This is a genomic window from Candidatus Poriferisodalis multihospitum, from assembly GCF_028283155.1.
Taxonomy (GTDB): domain Bacteria; phylum Actinomycetota; class Acidimicrobiia; order Acidimicrobiales; family Poriferisodalaceae; genus Poriferisodalis; species Poriferisodalis multihospitum.
This window is the reverse complement of sequence record NZ_JAPYOK010000109.1, coordinates 19,898-42,547: the sequence shown is the minus strand read 5'-3', so window position 1 is coordinate 42,547 and position 22,650 is coordinate 19,898. Positions and strand designations below refer to the sequence as shown.

22 protein-coding genes are annotated in these 22,650 nt (G+C 66.9%); 7 read left to right on the top strand and 15 right to left on the bottom strand.

Annotated elements, in window-relative coordinates; genetic code table 11:
* Window positions 1-6 precede the first annotated feature (6 nt).
* From mraY to VI480_RS12495, 9 genes are all read right to left on the bottom strand, one after another.
* Entirely contained in the window at window positions 7-1,059 is a 1,053-nt protein-coding gene (gene mraY / locus VI480_RS12535; RefSeq protein ID WP_323673188.1) for a phospho-N-acetylmuramoyl-pentapeptide-transferase, read from the bottom strand.
* Entirely contained in the window at window positions 1,056-2,549 is a 1,494-nt protein-coding gene (locus tag VI480_RS12530) for a UDP-N-acetylmuramoyl-L-alanyl-D-glutamate--2,6-diaminopimelate ligase (RefSeq protein ID WP_323673187.1), read from the bottom strand. Before VI480_RS12530 ends, mraY begins: the two co-directional genes overlap by 4 nt.
* Window positions 2,542-4,173 carry a penicillin-binding protein 2 gene (locus VI480_RS12525; protein ID WP_323673186.1) on the bottom strand — a complete coding sequence of 544 codons (1,632 nt, stop codon included), beginning with the start codon at window positions 4,171-4,173 and terminating at the stop codon, window positions 2,542-2,544. The genes VI480_RS12530 and VI480_RS12525 overlap by 8 nt, the downstream gene beginning before the upstream one ends.
* Window positions 4,174-4,441: 268 nt before the next feature.
* Window positions 4,442-4,894 carry a hypothetical protein gene (locus VI480_RS12520; protein WP_323673185.1) on the bottom strand — a complete coding sequence of 151 codons (453 nt, stop codon included), beginning with the start codon at window positions 4,892-4,894 and terminating at the stop codon, window positions 4,442-4,444.
* A 33-nt stretch (window positions 4,895-4,927) separates the two neighbouring features.
* Window positions 4,928-5,878 (bottom strand): 16S rRNA (cytosine(1402)-N(4))-methyltransferase RsmH, encoded by a 951-nt coding sequence (gene rsmH, locus VI480_RS12515; RefSeq protein WP_323673184.1) that lies wholly within the window; start codon window positions 5,876-5,878, stop codon window positions 4,928-4,930.
* Window positions 5,879-5,880: 2 nt separating this feature from the next.
* Entirely contained in the window at window positions 5,881-6,327 is a 447-nt protein-coding gene (locus VI480_RS12510; protein WP_323673183.1) for a hypothetical protein, read from the bottom strand.
* Window positions 6,328-6,508: 181 nt separating this feature from the next.
* Entirely contained in the window at window positions 6,509-7,105 is a 597-nt protein-coding gene (locus tag VI480_RS12505) for a lipoyl protein ligase domain-containing protein (RefSeq protein ID WP_323673182.1), read from the bottom strand.
* 106 nt (window positions 7,106-7,211) lie between these two features.
* Window positions 7,212-7,499, bottom strand: coding sequence for an HNH endonuclease (locus VI480_RS12500; RefSeq protein WP_323673181.1), 288 nt, complete (start codon window positions 7,497-7,499; stop codon window positions 7,212-7,214).
* A 101-nt stretch (window positions 7,500-7,600) separates the two neighbouring features.
* The gene (locus VI480_RS12495; RefSeq protein ID WP_323673180.1) at window positions 7,601-7,930 is read right to left on the bottom strand and encodes a hypothetical protein; all 330 of its coding nucleotides are present in this window, start codon (window positions 7,928-7,930) and stop codon (window positions 7,601-7,603) included.
* A 132-nt stretch (window positions 7,931-8,062) separates the two neighbouring features.
* On the opposite strand from VI480_RS12495, the gene VI480_RS12490 reads away from it, so the two are divergent.
* Genes VI480_RS12490 through VI480_RS12480 form a run of 3 tightly spaced genes read left to right on the top strand, consistent with a single transcriptional unit; the run spans window position 8,063 to window position 12,508 of the window.
* Entirely contained in the window at window positions 8,063-9,040 is a 978-nt protein-coding gene (locus VI480_RS12490) for a MoxR family ATPase (protein ID WP_323673179.1), read from the top strand.
* Between the two features lie 13 nt (window positions 9,041-9,053).
* Window positions 9,054-10,247, top strand: coding sequence for a DUF58 domain-containing protein (locus VI480_RS12485; RefSeq protein WP_323673178.1), 1,194 nt, complete (start codon window positions 9,054-9,056; stop codon window positions 10,245-10,247).
* Window positions 10,244-12,508, top strand: coding sequence for a transglutaminaseTgpA domain-containing protein (locus VI480_RS12480; protein WP_323673177.1), 2,265 nt, complete (start codon window positions 10,244-10,246; stop codon window positions 12,506-12,508). Before VI480_RS12485 ends, VI480_RS12480 begins: the two co-directional genes overlap by 4 nt.
* Here VI480_RS12480 and VI480_RS12475 read toward each other — a convergent pair.
* From VI480_RS12475 to VI480_RS12465, 3 genes are all read right to left on the bottom strand, one after another.
* Window positions 12,505-12,882 (bottom strand): DUF3040 domain-containing protein, encoded by a 378-nt coding sequence (locus VI480_RS12475; protein ID WP_323673176.1) that lies wholly within the window; start codon window positions 12,880-12,882, stop codon window positions 12,505-12,507. The genes VI480_RS12480 and VI480_RS12475 overlap by 4 nt on opposite strands.
* A gap of 91 nt (window positions 12,883-12,973) precedes the next feature.
* Window positions 12,974-14,353, bottom strand: coding sequence for a DNA polymerase IV (dinB, locus tag VI480_RS12470; protein WP_323673175.1), 1,380 nt, complete (start codon window positions 14,351-14,353; stop codon window positions 12,974-12,976).
* A complete protein-coding gene (locus VI480_RS12465) occupies window positions 14,350-14,856 on the bottom strand; it encodes an NUDIX hydrolase (RefSeq protein WP_323673174.1) in 507 nt (168 codons plus the stop codon). Before VI480_RS12465 ends, dinB begins: the two co-directional genes overlap by 4 nt.
* Before the next feature lie 145 nt (window positions 14,857-15,001).
* On the opposite strand from VI480_RS12465, the gene VI480_RS12460 reads away from it, so the two are divergent.
* The 4 genes from VI480_RS12460 (at window position 15,002) to VI480_RS12445 (ending at window position 18,072) form a co-directional block, all read left to right on the top strand.
* Window positions 15,002-15,313, top strand: a complete 312-nt coding sequence (locus tag VI480_RS12460) for a hypothetical protein (protein WP_323673173.1) — start codon at window positions 15,002-15,004, stop codon at window positions 15,311-15,313.
* Entirely contained in the window at window positions 15,310-15,990 is a 681-nt protein-coding gene (locus tag VI480_RS12455) for a response regulator transcription factor (RefSeq protein ID WP_323673172.1), read from the top strand. Before VI480_RS12460 ends, VI480_RS12455 begins: the two co-directional genes overlap by 4 nt.
* Before the next feature lies 1 nt (window position 15,991).
* Window positions 15,992-17,407 (top strand): HAMP domain-containing sensor histidine kinase, encoded by a 1,416-nt coding sequence (locus VI480_RS12450; protein WP_323673171.1) that lies wholly within the window; start codon window positions 15,992-15,994, stop codon window positions 17,405-17,407.
* 68 nt (window positions 17,408-17,475) lie between these two features.
* The gene (locus VI480_RS12445) at window positions 17,476-18,072 is read left to right on the top strand and encodes a GerMN domain-containing protein (protein ID WP_323673261.1); all 597 of its coding nucleotides are present in this window, start codon (window positions 17,476-17,478) and stop codon (window positions 18,070-18,072) included.
* Here the strand turns inward: VI480_RS12445 and VI480_RS12440 are convergent, their stop codons facing one another.
* The 3 genes from VI480_RS12440 to trkA are packed head-to-tail and all read right to left on the bottom strand — an operon-like array spanning window position 18,073 to window position 22,636.
* Window positions 18,073-19,623, bottom strand: a complete 1,551-nt coding sequence (locus VI480_RS12440) for a TrkH family potassium uptake protein (RefSeq protein ID WP_323673170.1) — start codon at window positions 19,621-19,623, stop codon at window positions 18,073-18,075.
* Window positions 19,620-21,296: a TrkH family potassium uptake protein gene (locus VI480_RS12435; RefSeq protein WP_323673169.1), complete on the bottom strand. Its 1,677-nt coding sequence runs from the start codon at window positions 21,294-21,296 to the stop codon at window positions 19,620-19,622. The genes VI480_RS12440 and VI480_RS12435 overlap by 4 nt, the downstream gene beginning before the upstream one ends.
* On the bottom strand, window positions 21,293-22,636 hold the full coding sequence (gene trkA, locus VI480_RS12430) for a Trk system potassium transporter TrkA (protein WP_323673168.1): 1,344 nt from the start codon (window positions 22,634-22,636) through the stop codon (window positions 21,293-21,295). The genes VI480_RS12435 and trkA overlap by 4 nt, the downstream gene beginning before the upstream one ends.
* Window positions 22,637-22,650 lie beyond the last annotated feature (14 nt).

Below are 22,650 nucleotides of genomic sequence, written 5' to 3'. Positions count from 1 at the left end.
GCGGAGTCACAACGAACCCGCCGGGATTTCGACGAGATCCAGGCTCAGAAAGTCCGCGTAGTACATGCCCAATGCCAGCGCGACGAGCAGGCTGTTCACGACCCAGAGACGGATGAGCACGGTGGTTTCCGGCCATCCGCCCAGCTCGAGGTGGTGGTGCATCGGCGCCATCCGGAACAAGCGGCGGCCGAAGAGCCGGAATGAGCCCACCTGGATGATCACCGATGCGGTCTCGATGACGTAGAGGCCACCGATCACAGGGAGCAGGAGATCGACGTGCAACAGCATTGCGAGCCCAGCCATCGCAGTGCCGATGGCCAGCGAACCTGTATCGCCCATGAAGATCCGCGCCGGGGGCGCGTTCCACCACAGGAATCCTGCACAGGCACCGGCCATGGCGGCGGCGATGATGGCGAGGTCCAGCGGGTGCTTGACGTCGTAGGAGATGGGGTGACGGAATGCCCAGTACCCGACAACCACGAAAGCCGCGAACGCCACTGCGGCAGCTCCGGCGGCGAGGCCGTCCAGCCCGTCTGTCAGGTTGACTGCGTTCGACGTACCGAGAACGATGATGACCGCCCACAGGATCCACACTGCGGCGGGAACCCGAAGTGCGTTGCCGTCCAGCCGTGTGAATGCGACAGCGGTATCGAGGTTCACCCACCACGCCGATGCGACGGCAAAGCCCGTGCCTACCGCGATCAGCCCGATCAGCTTGGCCCGCTTGTTCAATCCCAAGTTGCGCTCGCGGCTCACCTTGATCCAGTCGTCGGCCAAGCCCACGAGGCCTGCACCGCACACGGCTGCCAGCAGCACGATGCCCGACCGCGTGATGACCGTCTCCGCTCGCAGGTGGCTGACGACGTATCCCACGACGGCAGCGGCGACGACCGCAACGCCGCCCATGGTCGGCGTGCCCGCTTTGGTGATGTGACCTCGGGGGCCGTCGAGGCGGATCGGCTGGCCGACGCCTCGCGCCTGCAGCCACGGAATGAGGTAGCGAGTTCCCACGAGCGAAACGAACATCGCTGAGCTAGCGGCGATGAGGAGCGCGATCATCCCTGCGCACTCCTGCGCCGCCGCAAGTGCTCGGCAGCAACGACTGCGTCATCGAAGGGCACGGAATGCCCTGCACTCACCTGCGCTGTCTCGTGGCCCTTTCCGGCGACCACGATCACATCGCCCGCCTGAGCGTGCCGGACGGCGTACGAGATGGCGCTCGATCTGTCCAATTCGACGTGCAAGCTGTCGTCTGCGTCATGTCGACTGACCACGCCGGCTGCGATGCCGGCTGCGATCCGAGCAGGATCTTCGCTGCGCGGGTTGTCGGAGGTCAGGATGAGCACATCGGCATGGCGGTCCGCGGCGGCGCCCATGAGCGCCCGCTTCGACTGATCCCGATCGCCGCCCGCTCCGAACACTGCCCACAGACGGCCGCTCGCAGATCCGAGCTCACGCGCGCTGGCCAATGCGGCGGCAAGTGCATCTGGCTTGTGGGCGTAGTCGACCAAGACCGTGACGTCATCATCGGGACCGCTGACGGGCCACAGACGCCCTCGTACCGGGGACACAGCGGCGATCGCGTCGGCAATCGCGTCATCATCGAATCCGAGTGCGCTGGCCGTTGCCGCTGCGGCCGCCACGTTCGCAGCATTGAACCGGCCCAGCAGCCCACAGTGCACGGATCGGCCGCGCCAACGGCCGCTGATTCCCGCCGTGCTCACAACGATTCGGTCGATATCAGAAGGCTGCCACTCGACGACGTCGGCGGTTGTGCCGGCGGCCATCGATGCCAGGCGGCGACCCCACGTATCGGCAACGTTCAGCACCGCTATCTCGCTGCGACCGTCAAAGAGCCGCGCCTTGGCGTTGAAGTAATCCTCCATCGTCTCGTGGAAGTCGAGATGCTCATGGCCGAGGTTCGTGAACACGCCGGCAGCGAAGGAGGCACCGTCAACCCTGCCTTGGGCGAGCGCGTGAGACGACACCTCCAGCACCACCATCCCGGCGCCCGCATCGGCGGCCTGGCTGAGACGTCGGCACAGGTCGGGTGCCTCGGGCGTGGTGTGCGATCCGTCCAGCGTGCCCATGACCTCACAAGTGGTACCGCACGCGCTCGCAATGGCGGCGATTGCATGCGTGACCGTGGTCTTGCCCGCTGTCCCGGTGATGCCTACGACCTGGCAACGGTGCCATGGCTGCCCCCACACCGCAGCTGACGCCAGCCCGAGTACGTCTCGCACGTCGGGCACGACTATCTGGGGCACATCGACATCGAGGACCTGAGACACCAGCAACGCCGCAGCACCCGCATTCAACGCCTGAGCGGCAAAGTGGTGGCCGTCGTGGCGCTGCCCCACCACGCAGCCGAACAGCGCACCGGGCGTGACTGAACGGCTGTCGTGGGTGATGTCGCGCACGAGCAGCGCCGGTGCCGCGGACTGGTCGCTGCGCTGGCTCGGGGACCACACGCAGGTGCCGCCGATTGCCGCAGCCAACTCCTCCAGCGGTATCGGCTGGGCCGGCGCGCTGCCTCGCCGCTCAGGCATCTGGCGACACCTGGAGCATGCGCAGGGCGTACTCGGCGACTTCTGCGAAGACTGGTGCGGCCACGATGGCGGCCCGGTATTCGTCCGGCTCGTCAAGCACCACCACCACGGTGAGCTCAGGTCGGTCAGCAGGGAGGAACCCTGCGAAGGAGCTCGTGTAGGCCTCGGAGGAGTAACCGCCATCAGGGCTGGGTTTCTGCGCAGTGCCGGTCTTGCCCGCCACCTGGTAGCCGTCGATGGCGGCTCGCTTGCCCGTGCCCGAGCGAACGACGTCGGCCAGGATGGCCTGCATCTGCTGAGCAGTTTGCTCCGAGAGCACCCGGTGCGTCGGAACAGGGTCAGCAGGCCGCAGTGCGCCGTTGCTGCCCACGCTGCCCAGCACGAGGCGCGGTGTGACGTAGACACCGTCGTTGGCAATGGCGTTGTAGGCAGCAGCGAGCTGGATCGCCGTCATGGCGATGCCCTGGCCGAAGGCGATCGTGGCGAGGTCGGTGCCGCGCCATTGATTCGCGGCACGCAAGATGCCGCGGCTCTCGCCGGGCAGGGCCGGGGCCTCGTCGGCACCGGTCAGGCGGCCGAAGCCGAACGATCGCAGCGAACGCTGCAGCGCGGAGGCACCGATCCGCTCGGCAAGCTTGATCGTGCCGATGTTCGATGAATGAACGAGGATCTCCGAGGTCGTCATCTGGTCGCTGGGCTTGGAGTAGGGCTCGATGAACTCCTTGTCAGCGACGGTGTACCTGGCCGGCGTCGAGTGCAGTTCGACCGGCGTGGTGAGCCCTGCTTCCAGCGCTGTGGCGACGGTGAAGCTCTTCGCCACCGACCCCGGCTCGAAGGCGTCGGTGTACGCAGGGTTGTAGGCCACCGGCTTGACCTCGCCGGTCTCGGGGTCGCGGGCGACCGCCGCCAGCGCCAGCACGTCGCCGGTATCGGTCTGCATCACCACCACCATGCCGCCCTCGGCACTGGTCGCTCGGACCGCTTCGCTCACGGATCGCTCCGCCACCCATTGCATCTGGGTATGCAGTGTGAGCACCACATCGTCGCCATGGCTGACGGGCTCAAAGAGCTCGGTTCCTGTCGGCAACGGCATGCCGCTCTGGGCGATCCGTGCCACCTCACGGCCGTCTGTGCCGTCGAGCACCTCGGCGAATTGCTTCTCAGCGCCACCCAGCGGGTTCTGATCAATGTCGGTGGCGCCGAGCAGCCCGCGGGCGAAGTCGTCGCCGTTGGGCCGCAGTCGCGACGACTCCCCGCGTACGCCGATGCCGGCAAGCTGCAGTTCCTGCACCGCCAGCCCGTCTTCGGGGCTCACTTGACGCGCCACGTACACAAAATGCCGGTCGCTCGCGAGCCGTTCGGCGATGACGTCGGCGTCGACATCCAGCACCGACGCCAATATGGCAGCCGTTTGGTACGGGTCGGTCACCAGGCGAGGATCGGCCCAGACGGTGGGCAGGTTGTCCGATACCGCTAGCAGGTTCAGGTTCCGGTCGAGGATCGCCCCGCGCACCGATTCGAGCTCCCACTGTGCCGTGCCCTGACGCTCGCCCAGGGCGGCGTAGGTCTCGCGATCGAGCACCTGCACTTGCACCAAGCGAGCGCCCAGGGTGGCCAGTGCCACCGTGCTGGCGACGATCAGCAGCAGCGCCCGCCGGCGCGGCGGCCCGGCGCGAGCCGTGCGCTGGCGCGGCCTTCGGTCGGTCTGCTCTGCGGCAAGTGTCGACCTCGGTTCGCCAGGCGGTGTCTTCGCACCTGACGACGGGTGCCACCGGTGCGAGGTCGCCGCGTCAGGCCGTCGGGTTGCCGTGCGTGCCGTCGATGATCGCAACCCCGGCGGGGCACCCATCGACGGGTGCCATGACGCCGGAGTTGTGCGGCGTTCGGCGTGCTCAAGAACGTCGGTCATGCGCTGTGGACGCGTCGGTCAGCAGCGTCTTGATCGAAAGCCAGTCTCCGCCTTCATGGATGCTTCGCTGCGGCGGGTCGACGGCGGCAATATGCCGCGGCTCGATCCGCACATCGATCGGATCCGTCGCGCTCACCAGGCCGAGCGCCCCTACCCCCATCAGTTCGATCTCGGCGGGACCATGGAGCATCTGCAGCTCGTAGCGAAGGTCGATCAGGCGCTCCCGCTCCGCCGTGATCTCCGACTCCAACTCCGACAGCCGGTATTGACCCGCTGCCAGCATCGAATGGAACACCGCAAGCCCGGCGAGCACGGTGATCGCAGCAGCCGCCAGCAGCGCAGTGACGCCGACGAGACGCAGCCCTACCGCGCGCCGCGTCGACACCCGTGCCGGCGGCGCATCCGCGAAAGTGAAGTGGGCGGCGGCGAGGGCCATCGGGCTACGTCTTGTTCTCTAGGGCCGCTGGGATCAGCGACGTGCAGGCTCGAGGCGTTCCGCCGCGCGCATCACGGCACTGGCGGCACGCGGGTTCCGTTCGACCTCAGCAGCGCTGGGCCGTGTGACCTTGCGACGCAGCAGGCGAACCGTTGGTGCCGCTCCGCAGATGCATGGCAACGTCGAAGGGCATTCGCACACCCCGTCGGCTGCTTCTCGCAGGATGATCTTCACGATGCTGTCTTCTCCTGAGTGATAGGCGAGCGTTGCGAGGCGCCCACGTGGTTGCAGGCGCGCGAGCGCCGCTCGCATTGCGGGTTCGATGAGGTTCAGTTCGTCATTCACTTCGATGCGGATCGCCGCGAACGTGCGCATCGCCGGATGGCGCCGGCCGCGCCGCGCTGCGGCCGGCACAGCAGCCTTGACGATGTCGGCCAGTTGGCGAGTGGTGCGCACCGGTCTGGCGGCCACAATCGCCGCGGCGATGCGCTGGGCGTAACGCTCGTCCGCGTGACGCCTCAATAGATCTCGCAGTTCAGCGAGCTCATAGGTGTTGACGACACATGCGGCATCGAGTTCCGAGCGGGAGTCCATGCGCATGTCCAGCTGGGCGTCGTGACGGTGGGAGAAACCGCGCTCGCCCGCATCCAGTTGATGACTGCTGACGCCGAAGTCGAACAGAACACCAGTGAGCGGGCCTCCGGCGGCCGCATCGACCAGCTCGCCGAGGCGGTCAAACCGCTCACAGCGCAGCGTGACTCGGTCCCCGAAGGCTGCAAGCCGTTCCTGCGCTGATGCGATTGCTTCGGGATCGCGATCGATACCGAGCAGCTGCCGCTCCGGATGCTGCCGCAGGAGCATCTCGGCGTGACCGCCTCCCCCCAACGTTGCGTCGACGAACAGCCCGCCAGCGACGGGTGCGAAGACTTCGGCGATCTCGTCAACCATGACGGGTTCGTGGAAGGAACGAGCAGCGGTGGACACGCTTACACCTGCTCCGCTGCCTCGATGCCGCTCTCGGGTGCCGCCAGGAGCGATTCGCCTTGGGCGTTCATCTCGTGCCAGCGCGCCGCGTCCCAGATCTCGACTTCATCAATCGCGCCGATCACGACACATTCGCGCTGCAGGCCGGCGAAGCGGCGCAGCTCCTCAGGAACCGCTATCCGGCCCTGTTTGTCCGGCAGGACCCGGGCGGCTCCCGCTCCGAATGAGCGCTTGGCTGCGCGGCCGTGCGGCCCGCCGGACTGGGAGCGCTCGGACATCCGGCCTGCGATCTCGCCGAACCGGTCCGGCGTCATGAGCGCGAGACAACCCTCGCTGTGCTTGATCAGGAAGCCGGACGGTTCGAAAGCGCTGCGAAAGCTCGCCGGCAGCACGATGCGGCCCTTTGCATCGAGCGAGTGCTCGTGCTGACCGACGAACAGACTCTCCACCGCAGGGCCTCCGCAGGGTCCGAATAGGAACCTGATCTGCTTGGGCATTTCTGCCCTTACAAACCACTTCGCACCACTTTATGGGCAAAACACCCACACTGTCCACCCCTGATGTGTTGCGCTCACCCGCAGAGGGTCCTGCAGCCTCCGCTGCTGTGTCCCGCGGGACGCTTGGCTGGCGCTAGTCAGCGTCGTGCGCGGCGATGAAACTCACCATTTGCTTGGCGATTTGGGTGGGTGAAGCTGTGATGCCGAGGTCGTCCCAGCCGACTGCTTGGTTGTGGACGCGGGCGGCGGTGGCGGAATCCAAGGCAGTTTCGAGGGGGCCGAGTTCGAAGCGTTCGTAAGCGATGCACTGGAAACGGCTGCCTTCGCGTGTGCGACGCTGGGAGATGCCGACGAGCTTCCGGCCGTCCACCATTACCTCGCCTGGGCCGAGTGACCCAAAACACACCAGACCATCGGACGGCCCGGCTTCGTAGGGGCCGGGATGCACGCTTGCGGGGACACCGGCATCAGCGAAAGCCGTGGCCAACGTGCGACCCAGCCAATGAAAGGCCTTGCTGATGTCTGCATGCCAGACCGGATCACCGGCGGGCACGAAGACATCTACCCACGCGCTTGTCTCAGGATCCAACCACACCAAACCCCCACCGCTGCGCCGCCGGACGAGATCAGTCCGTACCCCGTCGAAGGGGTCAGGACTTGCAGAACCCAGGATCAGTGCAGGTGCGGCCGGGCATAACCACGAGACGCGTCGTCGACCGTCGCTCGGCATTGGACGTGCATGCAGCAGTTCGGCGCTTGCGTGCCATTCGTCGCGTACCCACGCGGCCACAAGCACACGATGGCAGACAGCCGTCCGCGCTTTCGCACAGCGCGGTTCAGACGAGCTGGGGCCGTAGGTCGCCGAGGTAGTCGGTCCACTCGGTGGGAGTATCGCTGCGCATCGCCGCCACTACGGCGAGAGGCTCGGGGGCGTAGGGAGTCTGGCGAAGCCTGTACCGGCCTTCTGACAGCAACGAGTCTCCCTTGCCCACGTTGCAAGCCCGGCAGCAGGCCACCACGTTCTCCCACGTGTGTTCCCCACCGCGGCTGCGCGGGTGGACGTGGTCGATGCACTCGGCCCGGTTCCCGCAGTACTGGCAGCGGTAGGCATCGCGCGCGAACACGGCCCGTCGGTGAAGCGGGGCACGCCTCCGGTAGGGCATTCCCGTTGACGGCATCGGCGACTGGCTGGGGCGCGTACGCGACCGTTCGAACGGAAGTCATGTCACGGCCTCAGGAGTGCCGGCTCAGGATCACGGGCTTCATGCGACGGGTGCACCGCAGCAGCGGCAGGCCAGTGTCGGCACCATTCCAGCCATTGGATCAGATCAGCGGGTTCGGCGGCAACACTGCTGTCAGGACCCACGGCGGTCAACAGCCGGAATCGCACATAGTCGCGGTGCGGCACCGGCAGGAACGGCGGGCGAACCCACCAGCGCGATGGGATCAGCCGCCTCATGGCTCGTCCAGCAGTGAGCCACAACCGCGGGCGCATCGCCACGGCGGCGAGCGCCGCCCCGATGCGGTGGCCGCGTGGAGTCCGTGTTCGGCGCACCGGGCCACTCTAGAAGCGGCAGCGGGGGGCGACGGTGACGGTGAAGCGATGCTGAGTAGCCTCACAGCGTTCTCCGAGTCCCGGCCGAGATGCCGGCTACACGGAATCTTCCAGCCCCGAAAGCCAGACGCCGTGCGCAATCACACTCCCCCGCAAACGCACGTGGCCGACGCCGAGACATTCCGGCAGACGTTCGAGCGCATCGCTGCGAATGTGGAGCGGGTCATTCGAGGCAAGCCCGACGCGGTCGGGCTCTCGCTGCTGTGCTTGCTGTGCGATGGACACTTGCTGATCGAAGACGTACCGGGGGTCGGCAAAACCAGCCTCGCCAAATCGCTCGCAGCCTCGATTGACGCACCGTTCGGCCGGATCCAATTCACCCCGGATGTGCTGCCATCGGACGTCATCGGCGTCAATGTCTGGGATGAGCGCGAGCGCACTTTCGAGTTCCGTCCTGGCGCACTCTTCTCCAGCATCGTGCTGGTCGACGAGATCAACCGGGCTTCGCCGAAGACGCAGGCGGCTCTGCTCGAAGCAATGCAGGAACGCCAGGTCACGACCGACCGCACAACACGGCCGCTCGGTCAGCCATTCATGGTGATTGCCACACAGAATCCGATCGAGCACGAGGGCACCTACCCATTGCCCGAGTCTCAGCTCGACCGGTTCCTGATGCGCGTGAGCATCGGCTACCCGGATGCGGATTCGGCCGTCGAGGTGCTCGATCTCCACGACGGCACCACGGAGATCACGCTTGAACCCGTTGCCACCGCCGGCGAGGTGTTGGCGATGACCCGTACCGTGACCGAAGTCCACGTTGCGCCGGTGCTGCGCCGCTACATCGTCGCCGTTGCCGATGCTTCTCGACAGCGCGGCACAATCACGCTGGGCATCAGCCCGCGGGCCACGCTCGACCTGCAGCGAGTGGCACAGGCGCGCGCACTCGCCGCCGGTCGGAACTACGTAGTGCCCGACGATGTGAAGGCTGTCGCTGAACCGGTGCTCGGTCACCGGATCCGCCTGAGCGCCGATGCGCAACTGCAGGGCTTGACACCCCAGACTGCCCTGCGCGACGTCTTCGGCGCTGTCGCTGTCCCCACCGCTGGCTAAGAGGCTGGGCTGCATGCTGACGCGGCGGGGCACCTCCGTCGGGATCGGCTCGGCAGTGGCCGCCGGCGCCGGTCGGCTGTTCGGCATGGGCGAGCTCTTGGTGCTCGCGTTGGCGGGGATCGCACTGATCTCGGGGTCGGTGGTGTGGACCCGGACGCGCCGGATCCGTCTCAGGATCCAGCGTTCGGTCCAACCTGCGCGCGTCCACGCCGGAGGCAAGGCACGAGTGCAACTCGTCCTCACGAACTTAGGCGGCCATGCCCCCCTGCTCCAGCTCACCGACCCGGTGACCGGCACCCTCGGCGCGCGCTTGGGGGTCGGCCCGCTGCTCGCCGCCGAGCGTCTGAGCACCTCGTACCTGCTGCCGACTCAACGCCGGGGTCGTTTGGAAATCGGACCAGCGGAGGTCGATGTCGTCGATCCGCTGGGCCTGGCCCGCACCCGGGTCGGCGAAGGCCCGCGGACGATGCTGGTCGTCTATCCGGCAACGCAGACACTGGCGCCGCCTCGCCTGGCTCGCGGGCCTGAACCGCTGGGCCTTGCTGCTGACGTCCACACCTTGCAACGCATCGGCGAGGATTTCTACGCGCTGCGCGATTACACCGCCGGCGACGATGTCCGTCGCATCCACTGGCCCTCGACGGCGCGTCTCGGCCGCCCGATGGTGCGAGAAGACGAAGTGCCCCGCCGGAGCCGGGTCACGGTGGTGCTCGACACTCGCAGCACCGCTTTTGATGCTGGCCCGCTCATCGACGAGCGCTTCGAGCTTGCCGTATCTGCTGCAGCGAGCGTCGTGCTCGCCAGTGCAACTCGGCATGACCCGCTGCGACTGCTGACGGTGGCGGGTGCAGATACCGGCTTCGTGACCTCGGGCGAAGGCTTGGCCCAAGTCTTCGATCATCTCGCCGACGTCTCCACATCGGCGCAGGGATCCCTGCGCAGCACGCTCGCTGCGGCCGCGGCAACAGCCGTCGGTGCAGTGGTCGTGGTGCTCGGGGGCACCGTATTCGATGCGGCGAGAGATGCCGAAGCAATCTCGGCAGCGGGGTCGCGCACTTCGTCTATGACCGTCATCCGCGTGTGCAGACCTGGTGATGCCCTGCCGGCGGGCGGTCCGGGAGTTGTCGACATCAGCACGCTCGCCGAGCTGGGACCCAAGTGGGCTGCAGCCCAGACATCGTCTCAAGCGAACGCGGTGAGTACATGAAAGGGCGGAGCCTGTGGCAGGTGGAGGTTTCGCTCTGGCTGCTGACGCTGCTCTCGGTTCTCACCGCCCGCCGCCTGTTCGACAGCTGGGAATTCGCGCCGCTGTGGCTCATCATGGCGTTGGGCGGCCATGCCTCGGCTGCGGTCACACGGCGCCAGCGCTGGCCCCTTGCGGCGGCCGCGACGGCATCGGCGGTGATGCTGATCATCGTCGAAGGACTGGCCCTGTACTCCGACACACTCTGGCTGCGCTTGCTTCCCACCGCCGAGACGCTGCGGCAAGCGGCCGCCGACGTGACCGCGGCCTGGGACGCCTTCGGCATCGTAGAAGCGCCGACGCCTGCCACCGCAGGCTTCCTGCTTGTCGGCGGTGCCGTCATCTGGCTAGCGGCCTTTGCCGCCGACGCACTGGCGTTGCGTACGCGCTCGGTAGGGCAAGGGCTGCTTCCCGCTTTCTGCGTGCTCGCCTTCGTGGGGGCATTGGGTACCGATGCATGGCGAATCCGCAGTGCCGCTGCGATGGTCGTCTGTGCAGCAGCGTTCGTGGCCGCACACGGCATCCACCACACCGGGGACCGGACACCGGTGGGCGCGTCCGACCGGCGGCGTGCAACCGTGCCCATGCGCACGGCACTGCGCCTGGGCATCCCCGCCGCGCTCGTTGCTGCACTGCTGGTGCCCTTGCTGCCAGGCAGCGACGCTCCTGCAATCGTCTCATGGAAGGATCTCGATGGCAGTGCCCCGGCGTCGAGGGTGACGATCAGCCCTCTGGTCAATGCCCAAGGCCGCCTGGTGGGTACCTCCGGTGCCGAGCTGTTCCGGGTTGAGGCAGATGCGCCTGCGTATTGGAGGGTTTCGGGCCTCAGCCGCTTCGACGGGACGTTCTGGGGATCCGAGCAGCTCTACGGGGATGCGTCCCGGCACTTGGACGGACGAACCAGCGACGAGCTGCTCACCCAGCAGGTCACCATCGCCGCGCTCGACAGCATCTGGCTGCCAGCCGCATACGAACCGGTCGCCTACGACGGCCCCGAGGCGCTGTACGACCCGGAGACGGGCACTTTGGTCACCGAGCACAGCAGCGAGCTGGAATCGGGCATGACCTACACGGTCAGCTCGAGCGTCGACGTTCCCTCCGTCGCAGGGCTGGTGGCCGCCAGCGGAGACGTGCCAGCGGACATCGCTCAGAAGTACCTGGACTTGCCAGACAACTTCAACCGGCGCGTGGCCGGCCTCGCTGCTGACATCACGGCCGACGCTTCCGGCCCGTACGCGAAGGCCCTGGCGTTGCAGAACTTCTTCCTCGAGAACTTCGTCTACGCGTTGAGAGTGCCGAGCGGGCACGACGCTGAGCGCATGGAACAGTTCCTGTTCTCCGAGCGGCGCGGCTATTGCGAGCAATTCGCCGGTACCTATGCAGCGATGGCCCGGGCGATCGGCTTGCCCTCGCGAGTCGCGGTCGGCTTCACCCCCGGCGAACTGATCGACGGCGTCTACGTGGTCAGGGGTGAGCACTATCACGCGTGGCCCGAGGTCTGGATTGCGGGACGCTGGGTGTACTTCGAGCCGACCCCGGGGCGGGGCGCCCCTGGGGCGGTCGTCTACACCGGTGTGGCGCCCCAGCAAGTGGTGCCAGGCGATCCTGAAGCGGCCGGCGAAGCGGGCTCGGGGTTCATCGGCGAACTGGGCCTCGAAGATCTGGAAGGCCTCTCAGGCGATCTCGAAGGCTTCGTGGACGTCCTCGACTTCGAGGGCTCGCAGGCCCCGACGGGAAGCTGGTCGGAGTGGCTCGTCGTTCCGTTCTATGCAGTGCTGGCGGTCGGGATCGGCTGGCTCATCATCGTGCCGTCGGCCGTGCGGGTTCGCCGGGCGCTGCACCATCGCCGCGCCCGTCACGATGCACGCGCTGCGATCGGTGCCGCATGGGATGACGTGGCTGAGACGCTGTTCAATCTCGGCATTGACAGGCGTACGGTCGAGACGCACGCCGAATTCGCCGATCGCGTCGATCGCCGGCTGCGCATCGATTCAGGCGAGCTGCGCTCGTTGGCGGCTGCCGCTCAGGAGGCTGCGTACGCGGCTGAGCCCCCGCCACCGCAGACGGTCACCGAGGCCAGGCTGGATGCACAGCATCTCGAAGCGCGTATCCGCTCTGCGCGCAGCCGCTGGGATCGCATCGGGACTGCATGCCGGCCTTCCGCGCTGACGGCAGGGCCCCGTTCCCGCCGCCGGAACCGAGCAGCCGTCAACGGCAGGGTTTAGCTGGGGTCGTTGCGGAAGCGGCGTCGCATGCGGTCCCCGAAGGAATCCGGATTGCTCGGCCGCGATCGCTTGGCGATCGAATCGGAGACCTTCTCGATCCCCAGCCTGCCCATCTTGCGGACGTTGCGCTCGATCACCACTGCGCTGCCAAACACCACCAGGAACGCGACGAACGACAGCGCGAAGTGCACCTGCAGACCCAGGCCGACGCCGACCAGACCCAAGACGCCACCGAGCACTGCCCAGCGGATGTTGCGCAACGCGTGGCGAGTCAGCGTGGTTTCTGACACCTCCCGCGCGAACTCGGGATCGGTGTCGTAGAAGTCCTTCTCGATCTCGAGCAGGATGCGTTGTTCGTCTTCCGAAAGCGGCACGCACAGGCTCCAAATGCTGTATTGCCGATGTTGCTGCCAGTGTAGGACCGCGCCCGGCCCTACTTCCACGCACCCTTGAGGTGCCATGTGCTCAGCGGCCCCAGCGACGCTCGCCTGGCGTGCCATCACGCAGAGCTGCTGAGCCGTGGGCAATGACAGAGCGGCCAAAACGGTTTCGGATGGCATCAAGGGCATCTGCCAGCCTGAGGTCAAGCTCGGTGTCACCGGTCGGTCCCTGAATTGTCTCGCCATCACGCTCAGTCGCGGCATCGGGCAGCGGATCCAAGTCGAGTGCCATCTGATGAGGCTGCGCTGCGGCCGCCTCGCTCTCGTCGAGTGACCTTGTCGCGGGCTCCATCTCTGCAGACGCCGTTTCTTCCAGGTTCGATACGGCAACGCCCAGCAAGCGGATTCCACTGTGGAGATCGAGCGTGCCGATCAGCTGCTGCGCAACATGGGCAAGCGCATGTCCGGTCTGGATCGGCTCGGGGAGCGTGCGTGCTCGTGTCCGCAACGAGAAGTCGGGATGCTTGATCTTTACGGTCACGGTTCGCCCCGACAGCCCGTTGGCGCGCAGGCGTGATGCGACGGCATCGGCGAGGCGTACCGCTTCGCCCCGGACGCGCTCGGCACCGGTCAGATCGGTCTCGAACGTCTGCTCGTGACTCACCGAACGCGGGAGTCCGCCCCGATGGACCGGCCGGTCGTCGATTCCCTGCGCCAGCGCTGCGAGATGCACGCCGTGCGCTGCGCCGACAGTCGATACCAGCCGATTCAGCGGCACAGCCGCCAGGTCGCCCACGGTGTAGACATCGATCTTGTTCAGTCGACGGAGCGTCACAGGGCCGACTCCCCACAACGCCTCCACACGATGAGCCTGCAGGAAGTCCAGCTCCTCCGCGACGCTGACCACACAGACGCCGAGCCCTGGCCGGGGTCCATCGGGGTGCACGGCCGGCTTTGCTGCGACCGACGCGAGCTTTGCCAGCGTCTTGTTCGACGCGACGCCGACAGAACAGTCCAGCGTCACCGCTTCCCGTACGGCGTCGCGCAGGTGCCAGGCGATCTCTGACGATGAACCAAACAAACGGTGGGCACCGGAGACATCCAAGAAGGCCTCATCCAGCGCGATGGGCTCCACGTGGGGTGTGACCGACTCGAAGACCTCCGCAATCGCCGATGAGGCTTCGATATAGCCGGAGAAGTCCGACGTGACCACGATGGCGGACGGACAGAGCCGACGTGCTTGCGCGGTCGGCATGGCTGCGTGCACGCCTGTTGCCCGGGCTTCGTAGCTGGCGGATGCAACCACGCCTCTCCTGCCGGATCCCCCGACAATCACGGGTCGCCCGATCAGCGATGGATCGCGCATGCGCTCGACTTCCACGTAGAACGCGTCCATGTCGACATGAAGGATCGGCAGCTCACCGGTTTCAAGCTCGTCCGACGGTCGGCGCTGTGGCTGGCTCATGAGGTGGCCGGCGTCACCACCAATCCGTCGCGATGGTCCCCGGTCACCGTGTACCGGAACACGTGGCCTCGCGGAGCGCTGCCTGCGAGGTACTTCAGCAATGGCTCAGCCATCCATGCGTACTGGCCGGTAAGCAGATCTTCGAGTTCGCCGACGCGTACCCACCGGGCATCGAAGACGATGCCATCGGGATCAGCGATGTCCAGATCGCCGCTCCATTGCTCGGCGCCGTGCACCTCGACCGTCAGGAACCAGCCGGGTCCGTCGCTTCCATCTGCCTCGACGGTGTACAGCGGGCCGTCCCAGGCCGATACCTGCAGACCGGTTTCTTCGGCTACTTCACGCGTCAATGCTCCGAGCACGGTCTCGCCCGGATCGACCACACCGCCCGGCGTGCTCCAGTCAGTGCTGCCGTTGCGTCGACGGTTGTTGACCATGAGCACGGCATCACCATGCGCGAGGATGCCGCCGGCGACAGCCCATCGATGCACGTCAGGCGACATTGGCGCAGTCTGCCACGCAAGGCGCGAGGCTGAGCCCCGGGCCCGAGCGGCCCGTGAGCCCGTGTCCAATCGAGACTGGGAACATGAGCGGGAAGAAAAGGGGCAATTGACGACGTGCTGCACGCACGGCCGTACCATGGCGCGGGTGAGCATGCACGACGACGGCGACGGCATTGGGCTCACTGCGGCGCCCACCGCGCTGCCGTCGGTGTTAGCCAGGGCCTTGGCATTCGGAGCGATTGTCGTTGCGGCTGTGTGCGGTGGCCTCGCGGGATATGCGACGAGTGCTCTGCAGTGCAGCGGAGGATGCGTCGGCCCGGCGCTGGGCGGAACGGCGATCGGCGCCCTCGCTGCCGCGGCCGGGGTGGCTGCGCTCGCGGCCCTCGTGCTGCGTTCCATGAGCGAGTGGGCCGACCAAGCCTCGGTACAGCTCCGCAGGAAGGGAGCACAGCGTTGACTACCAACGTTCTCGCAGTCGAAGACGACGAGCGGATCCGTACGGCGCTGCGTCTCGCGCTGGAGGACGAAGGCTGGCAGGTCAGCGAGGCCGAGTCGTGCGAGGAGGCCCTCGAGCGATTCACACCCGAGGGCACCGACGTCGTGCTCGTCGACATCATGCTGCCCGGTCTCGACGGGTTCGAGCTGTGCCGCTCCATCAGGCGGATCAGCCACGTGCCGATCATCATGGTGACCGCTCGCGACGACACGCACGATGTCGTTGCGGGGCTCGAAGCCGGTGCCGACGACTATCTCACCAAACCCTTCGCCCCGAAGGAGTTGTCGGCACGCATCAGGGCCCTGCTGAGGCGAAGCCGGACCGTGGACGGCAGTGACCTGCCACGAACCGTCGGCGACCTCGAGATCTATCCCGACGAGGGCGTCGTGACCAAGGGCGGCGACGAGTTGCACCTGACCAAGACCGAATTCCGGCTGCTCTGCGAACTGTCCGACAATCCCGGCAAGGTGCTGAGCCGCGAGCAGCTGCTCGAACGAGTCTGGGGCTACGACTACTTCGGCGACGGTCGCTTGGTGGACGTGCATGTTCGCCGGCTGCGCCTCAAGATCGAGGACGATCCAGCCAGCCCGCGCTACGTCGCAACAGCTCGCGGCCTGGGTTACAAACTGCGGGCGTGACGTGAGGCTGCGCTGGCCGCGGCCCCTGCGCCGGTTGCCGCTTCGCGCCCGCGTGGTCGGGGCATTCACCCTGGGCGCGTTGCTGGCAGCCTTCCTGCTCGTGGTGATGACCTACAGCCTCTCCCGAGGCTCAATGCTGGGTCTGCGCCAAGATTCCTCTGAGGCTCAGTTCTTCGCAAACGCCACCCAGGTGCAGGGCTCGCTACGAGCGGAGAGTCCTGACTTCGCAGTGCTGCTCGAATCGCTCCCGAGCCTCAGCGGCAGCCGTTCCATTGTCCGAACCGGGCCCGACATCTGGCGGTCACCTTCTCTCGTGCCCAGCGACCTTCCTGATGAACTCGTGGAGGCAGTCGAGCGATCCGATCAAGCCCACGCGATGCGGTACCGGCTCGACGGTGTCCCCCAGCTAGCGCTGGGCTTGCGGTTGCGCCCGGCTGCGGTATCGCAGCTCAGCGAGACGCTCTACTTCGAGGTCGTCCCCCTCTCGGAGATCGAAGCCACACTTGCGAGCCTGCGCCTGATTCTGGGTGTCGGAGCGGCCCTGACGGTGCTGATCGGCGTTGCCGTCGGGGCCTGGGCCGGCGGGCGATTGCTGCGGCCGCTCGCAACCGTGTCCGACGCCGCGAACTCGATCGCGCACGGTCGATTCGACACGCGAGTTGAACGCAGCGACGATCCCGACCTCGCCGTGATCGTCGAGTCGTTCAACGACATGGCAGATGCCATGGAGCGCCGCATTGCGCGCGATGCGAGGTTCGCGTCCGATGTGAGCCATGAGCTGCGATCGCCGTTGCAGACCCTGCGAAGTTCGATCGACTATCTGAACGGCCACCGCGATGAGCTGTCCGCTCAAGGGGCAACGGCACTGGACCTGCTCGCAGCCGAAGTCGACAGATTCCAGCAGCTCGTGCAGGACCTCTTGGAGATCTCCCGACCTGACGCCGACGGATCGGTCTTCGAGCGAGGTCTCGTCAACATCACAGAACTGGTGCAACATCGCGTCGGCACACTCGGGCCCGATGTAGAGCTGAACATCACCGCTGCTGCCACGAATGCTGTGGTGATCGGCGACAAGCGAGGGCTCGCACAGGTCTTCGACAACCTGCTGCGCAATGCCGAAAAGCACGGGGGCGGTGTCACCCGGGTGGGGATCTCACGACCCGGCAACCTGGTGCGCGTCGCCGTCGAAGACGACGGGCCGGGCGTCACGCCCTCCGAGCGTGATCTGGTCTTCGAGCGCTTTACACGCGGCGCCGCGGCGCGCAAGCGAGGCGCGGGCACTGGTGCTGGTCTTGGTCTGGCCCTGGTGTACGAGCACACCCGGCGTCACGGCGGCTCAGTGCGCGTCGAGTCACGGCCTGACGGCGAGCGCGGCGCCCGCTTCGTCGTCGAGCTTCCCATTGCGGGGCACCGGTGAGACGGACCCGCTGCAAGCGAAGCAGGCGCGTGCTGAGAAGGCCAGTGCTGAGATGCATCTGCGTGTCGATGATGTGGGCGCTCGCGGCCGCTGCGTGCGGTCTGCCGACCGATGACGCTCCGACTCACATCGAAGTGCCGGCAGGTGTGTTTCCCGACCGGAACGAACCGGTGGTCGGTGCGGGACCTGACACTCCCACCACGTCATTGCATGCTGTCTATTTCCTGCGTGACGGCTTGCTCGTGGAGCTGCAGCGACCGCTCGCCGCCCCTGTCTTCCTCGATGCTCCGCTCAACAACCTGCTGGCCGGTCCGACACCGACCGAAGCCGAGAACGGGCTGGAGTCGGCGATCCCGGCCGGCACCGAGGTGGTGGACGTGCAGCTCCTGCGCAACAACGTCGTGTCGATCCACCTCAATGAGGTCTTCTTCGAAGTCGAAGGCGCTCAGCGAGTACGCGCAGTGGCTCAGCTCGTGCTCACCGCCTCGGCGCTCGCACGTGACAGCCAGGGCGTGCTGTTCTTTCTCGACGGGGTGGCACAATCGCTTCCCGACGGCGCCGGCACGATTGCTCAAGTGCGGCCCGGTGAACTGCCCCGCGTGCTGCGGGTTGACGACTTCAGCGAGCTGATGCCGCTGACCCCGCTGCGCTCAGTCTCGTCATGATCAACCTCTCTGACGTGCCGGGAGCCGTGTGAGCCGGCGGGGTCCGCGTGTGGCGGTCGGTCGCTGGTACCGCGAGCGGGTGCCGGCACGCACCGCCGCCACGAACATCAGCATCGTGGGGAACACCTCGAGCCGGCCGAACAGCATGAGCACCATCATCACCGGCCGCGATGCACGTTCGAACGCAAGCGCTGAACTCGTCGGCCCTGCCTCGCCCAGCGCTGGGCCCACCGTGCCGATGGCGGAGACTGCACCGGAGAATCCCGTCTCGAGATCGTTGCCCAGCGCAGTCATCAGCACGCCGCCTGCCAGAGCAAGGCCCAGATACAGCAGCACAAAGCCCAGAGCCCGCGCCGCGACGTCCTCGGCCACGGTGGTGTCGCCCAGGCGCATCGGCAGCACAGCCCTGCGGTGGCGTGCGCGGATGACCTCCCGGATCGCGTAGCGGGCCACAATCTGCAGACGCAGCACTTTGATGCCGCCCGCGGTCGAGCCTGTCATGCCGCCGACCACGAACAGTGCCAGCAGCACCAGCTGCGCCGAGGGTGTCCAGAATTGCTCGTGCGCATAATCGGTAAGGCCGTAGCCGGTATTCGACCCCAGCGAGGCTGCGTAGAACGCTGCCTCCCGGAGGTTGTCGACGAGGCTGAGCTTGCCCGAATTCAGCACCAGCAGGGCAATGGCGGCACCGCCGATGAGCCCCAGGTACCAGCGCAGTTCCGAGTAGCCCCGCCGCTGCGAGGGGGTGCGCGTGATCAGGTGCCAATGGATCGAAAAGCTCGCGCCGCAGGTGATCATGCCAGCGATCAACACCAGCTCGACAGCCACCGACTCGAACTCGGCAATCGAATCCGAGTGCGTCGAGAAGCCGCCGGTAGCCACGGTGGTGAAGGCATGCGCCACCGCGTCGAACAGGCTGGTTCCCGCTGCCAGCAAAGCGAGCATCACCGCCAGCGTGAACGCCCCGTACAGCATCCACAGCCGGCGGGCCGTGGCGGCGATCCGCGGCGTGAAGCGATCAGCTGTGGGGCCGGGTGCCTCGTTGGCGATCAGCTCCAAGCCGCCCACCTTCAGTGCGGGCAGCACGCTCACCGCGAGCACGATCAAGCCCATGCCGCCGAACCACTGGGTCATGCTGCGGAAGAAGAGGACGCCGTGTGGAACGCCGTCGATGTCGGCCAGGATCGTGGCGCCGGTACAGGTGAAGCCCGAGATGGACTCGAACAACGCGTTGTCGGCCTCGCTCCATCCGATCACGTCACTGAACAGGTACGGCATCGTGCCGGCTATCGAGACCGCCAGCCATGCCCATGCCACCGAGGCAAACGCCAGCGGCGAGTCTGCCCGGCCCGACGCCGTCGTGCTGCGGTTCATGGCGCTGCCCACGCCTGCGGTGATCGCTGCCGACACCCCCAGCGCGAGCGCACCTCCGCCACCGTCGATGAGCGCGACGCCGGCGGAGATCGCCATGCCGATCCCCACGAACATCAGTGCCACCCCGCTGATGTGCACTGGGGTGGACGCGAAGCGTCGTCGCCCTAGGCCGTTCACCGCACTCTCACTCCGTGAGGCCTGCGTCGACGCCACTGCCCGTGTCGAACCGCAGCCACCGCCGGATAGACAGCGACGCTCAGCGCCACAGCCGCGGCGGTCACCGACATGCGCCCGCACATCATGAGCAGCCCGGCCGTGATGCGACCTAGCCAGTTGACCGCGTCGAGGTGGCCGGTCGATCCCTCGACGGCCAGGTGCCCGGTCGAGTCCGCGGCGGCCATCGCAGGCCCGACGTTCGACAGCGCGGACACGGCATAGGTCAGCGCATCGACGATGTTCAGCCCGCTGGCACCCAGCAGTACGGCGGCAGGGATGATCAGCAGCGCTGCAAGCAGCAGCTCGCCGGTGATGCGGCCGATCGTCGTTTCGGAGATAGTCGAGCGGCCCAGACGCAGCCGTTCGGCGAGCGACGGGTAGATGGCACGACGCAGTTCGCGTCCGATGAACGACGCCAGTGTCAGCAGCCGCACCACCTTGAATCCGCCGGCCATCGACGCGCTCATGCCGCCGATCAGCATGAGCACCATCAGCAGCGCTTGGCTGCCCGTCGACAGATCAACGAGCGATGTGGTCTGGAAGCCGGTAGTTGAGATCACCGACACCACCGCAAACAGCGATTCACGGATGTGTTCGCGGCCGAGAATGTGCGTCCAGTCGACACCGTCGCGTGGCAACAGCGCCACCGCCACCGTGGCGAAGATGATCAGCGTGATGTACAGCCTGAATTCGTAGCTGCGAATGAACCGGGCCGGGTCACGGCGCCGGATCGCCAAGAACATGAGCGGCAGGCTCACGCCTCCTGCCGCCATGCCGAAGATCGCCACCCACTCAACGGCAGCCGAGTCGAATGTGCCCAGCGAGGCCGCCTGAGTGGAGAAGCCGCCGGTGGAGGCCGTAGTCAGCGCATGCAGACCGCTCTGCAGCAGCGGCATGCCCGCCAGTGCGTAGCCGACGGCGACCAGCACAGTGAGCGCGCCGTACAGCAGGAGCAGGCGACCCATCGTGCCGGCGCTGCGGGGTGCCAGCCTGCGAGCCGAACGAGTCGCCACTCCCCCGTCGGTGTCCAGGCCGCCGACGCCGAGGTGGGGCAGCACGCGAACGAGCACCACGATGAATGCGGCCCCGCCCAGCCACTGTCCCACCGCTCGCAGGGCCAGCATGCCGCCGCCGAGATCAGCCCCCGAGATCGTCGTGCTGTTGGTGCCGGTGACCGTCGCCGCTGCCTCGGCAAATGCGGTCGCCAAGCCACCGGGCTCCACTGCGCCGGTCGCGAGATGTGCAATCGCGACGGCGGTCACCGCTGCGAACGATCCGAGCACCAGCCCCGTCAGGGTCTGGCGCTCGGTGATGCGCCGCTCGAATCGGCACAGTCGCAACAGTCCCAGAGCGAACACGGCGACGGCAGCGCCGGCAACCAGCAGCGGGACGGCATCGGTCCCAGACTCGCCGCTCGCAGCAACCCGTCCTCCGAACAGCCAGTCGAACGCCGCGCATATTGCGAACACCGGCGAGGCGGCGGCCAGCACGACCAAAGCCGTGATGGCAAGTGTCGACTCGTACGGTCCGCGTGCCCACCTGTGCAGAGCGCCGTCGGCGCCTCGCACCGCTCGCACCACCAAACGGCGAAGCCTCTCGCGCTCCCGAGCCCGGCGTACCGGACGGGGTGTCACCGAAAGGCCTGCTTGACCTCGTCCACGCAGTCAGGCGTCACAAAGGCGACCACGTGGTCCCGCGCCCTCAGCTCGCTCCGGCCCCGGGCAATGCGGGCCTTGCCGTCCCGCACGATCGCTGCGAGCAGCATCTGGCCAGGAAGGTGAAGTTCGCGCACGAACGAACCGTCGGCGCTCGAACCCGCACCCACTTCGAATTGGAGTACTTCGACATCGCCTTCGAGGAAGGTCGCCACGGCAGTGACGTCTCCGCGCACCATCCGCAGGACCATGTTGGCGCTGGCCGTGCGGGGCGACAGCGCTGCGTCGATGCCTACCTGCTCCAGCAAGGGCAGCAAGGACAGGCGATGCACGACGGCGATGGTCTCGGTGGCCCCTTCAGATTTGGCATACAGACAGGCCAAGACGTTGGCATCGTCTTCTCCGGTCACGGCCACCACAGCGTCGAAGGTGCCGACGCCCTCGCGCGCGAGCACGTCGATGTCGGTGATGTCGCCATGCAGCACGAGTGCGCCGGCGTGGCGCTCGCTGAGCTCGAGACAGCGGTCGTGGTGCTGCTCGATGATGACGACTTCAATGTGACGCTCAAGCAGCCGACCGGCCAGCAAGGCGGCTGTGCGCCCCCCGCCCAGGATCATGACGCGGCGCACGTCTGAGCGGCTCAACCCCATGATCTCCATGAGCTCACGTCGCCCCTGGCGCCGGCACACCACTCGGAGCAAGTCGTGCGGCTGCAGCGTGGTCTCGCGGCGCATGACGGTGACCTCGCCGTCGCGCGACAGCGCGCCGAAGATGAAGTCCCATTCCGGCTCGTAGTACGCGCCGATCTCGGCCATGGTCTTGCCGACCAGCGGGGCATCTTCCGCCAGGCGTGCTCCCACCACCAGCACTTCGCCGTTCGCGAGCTCGTTGATGTCGGACACGCCGTGGTACACGAGCAAGTCCATGATGGCGTCGGCGGTCTGCTCATCGGGATCGAGCACCAGGTCGACGCCAATTGCGTTTCGAAGGCTGCGACCCGGCGTGCCGCGCAAGTCGCCGTCCTGCAGCCGTGCGACGGTCGCTGGTACGCCTGCCTGCTTCGCCTGCATGCACACGAGCAGGTTGACCTCGTCGGAATCGGTGACGGCCACCACGACTTCAGCGCGTTCAAGGCCGGCTTCTGCCAGCACGCTGGGATTGGTGCCGCTCCCGTTCACGGTGAGCAGGTCGACCTCGGAGGCGAGCGCGTCGAGACGCCGCGAGTGCTGGTCGATGACGATGACATCGTTGCCCTCACGGCTGAGGCGTCCGGCGATGTAGCTTCCGACCTCGCCGGCCCCCACCACGAGAATCCTCACAATGGGCGACCCTA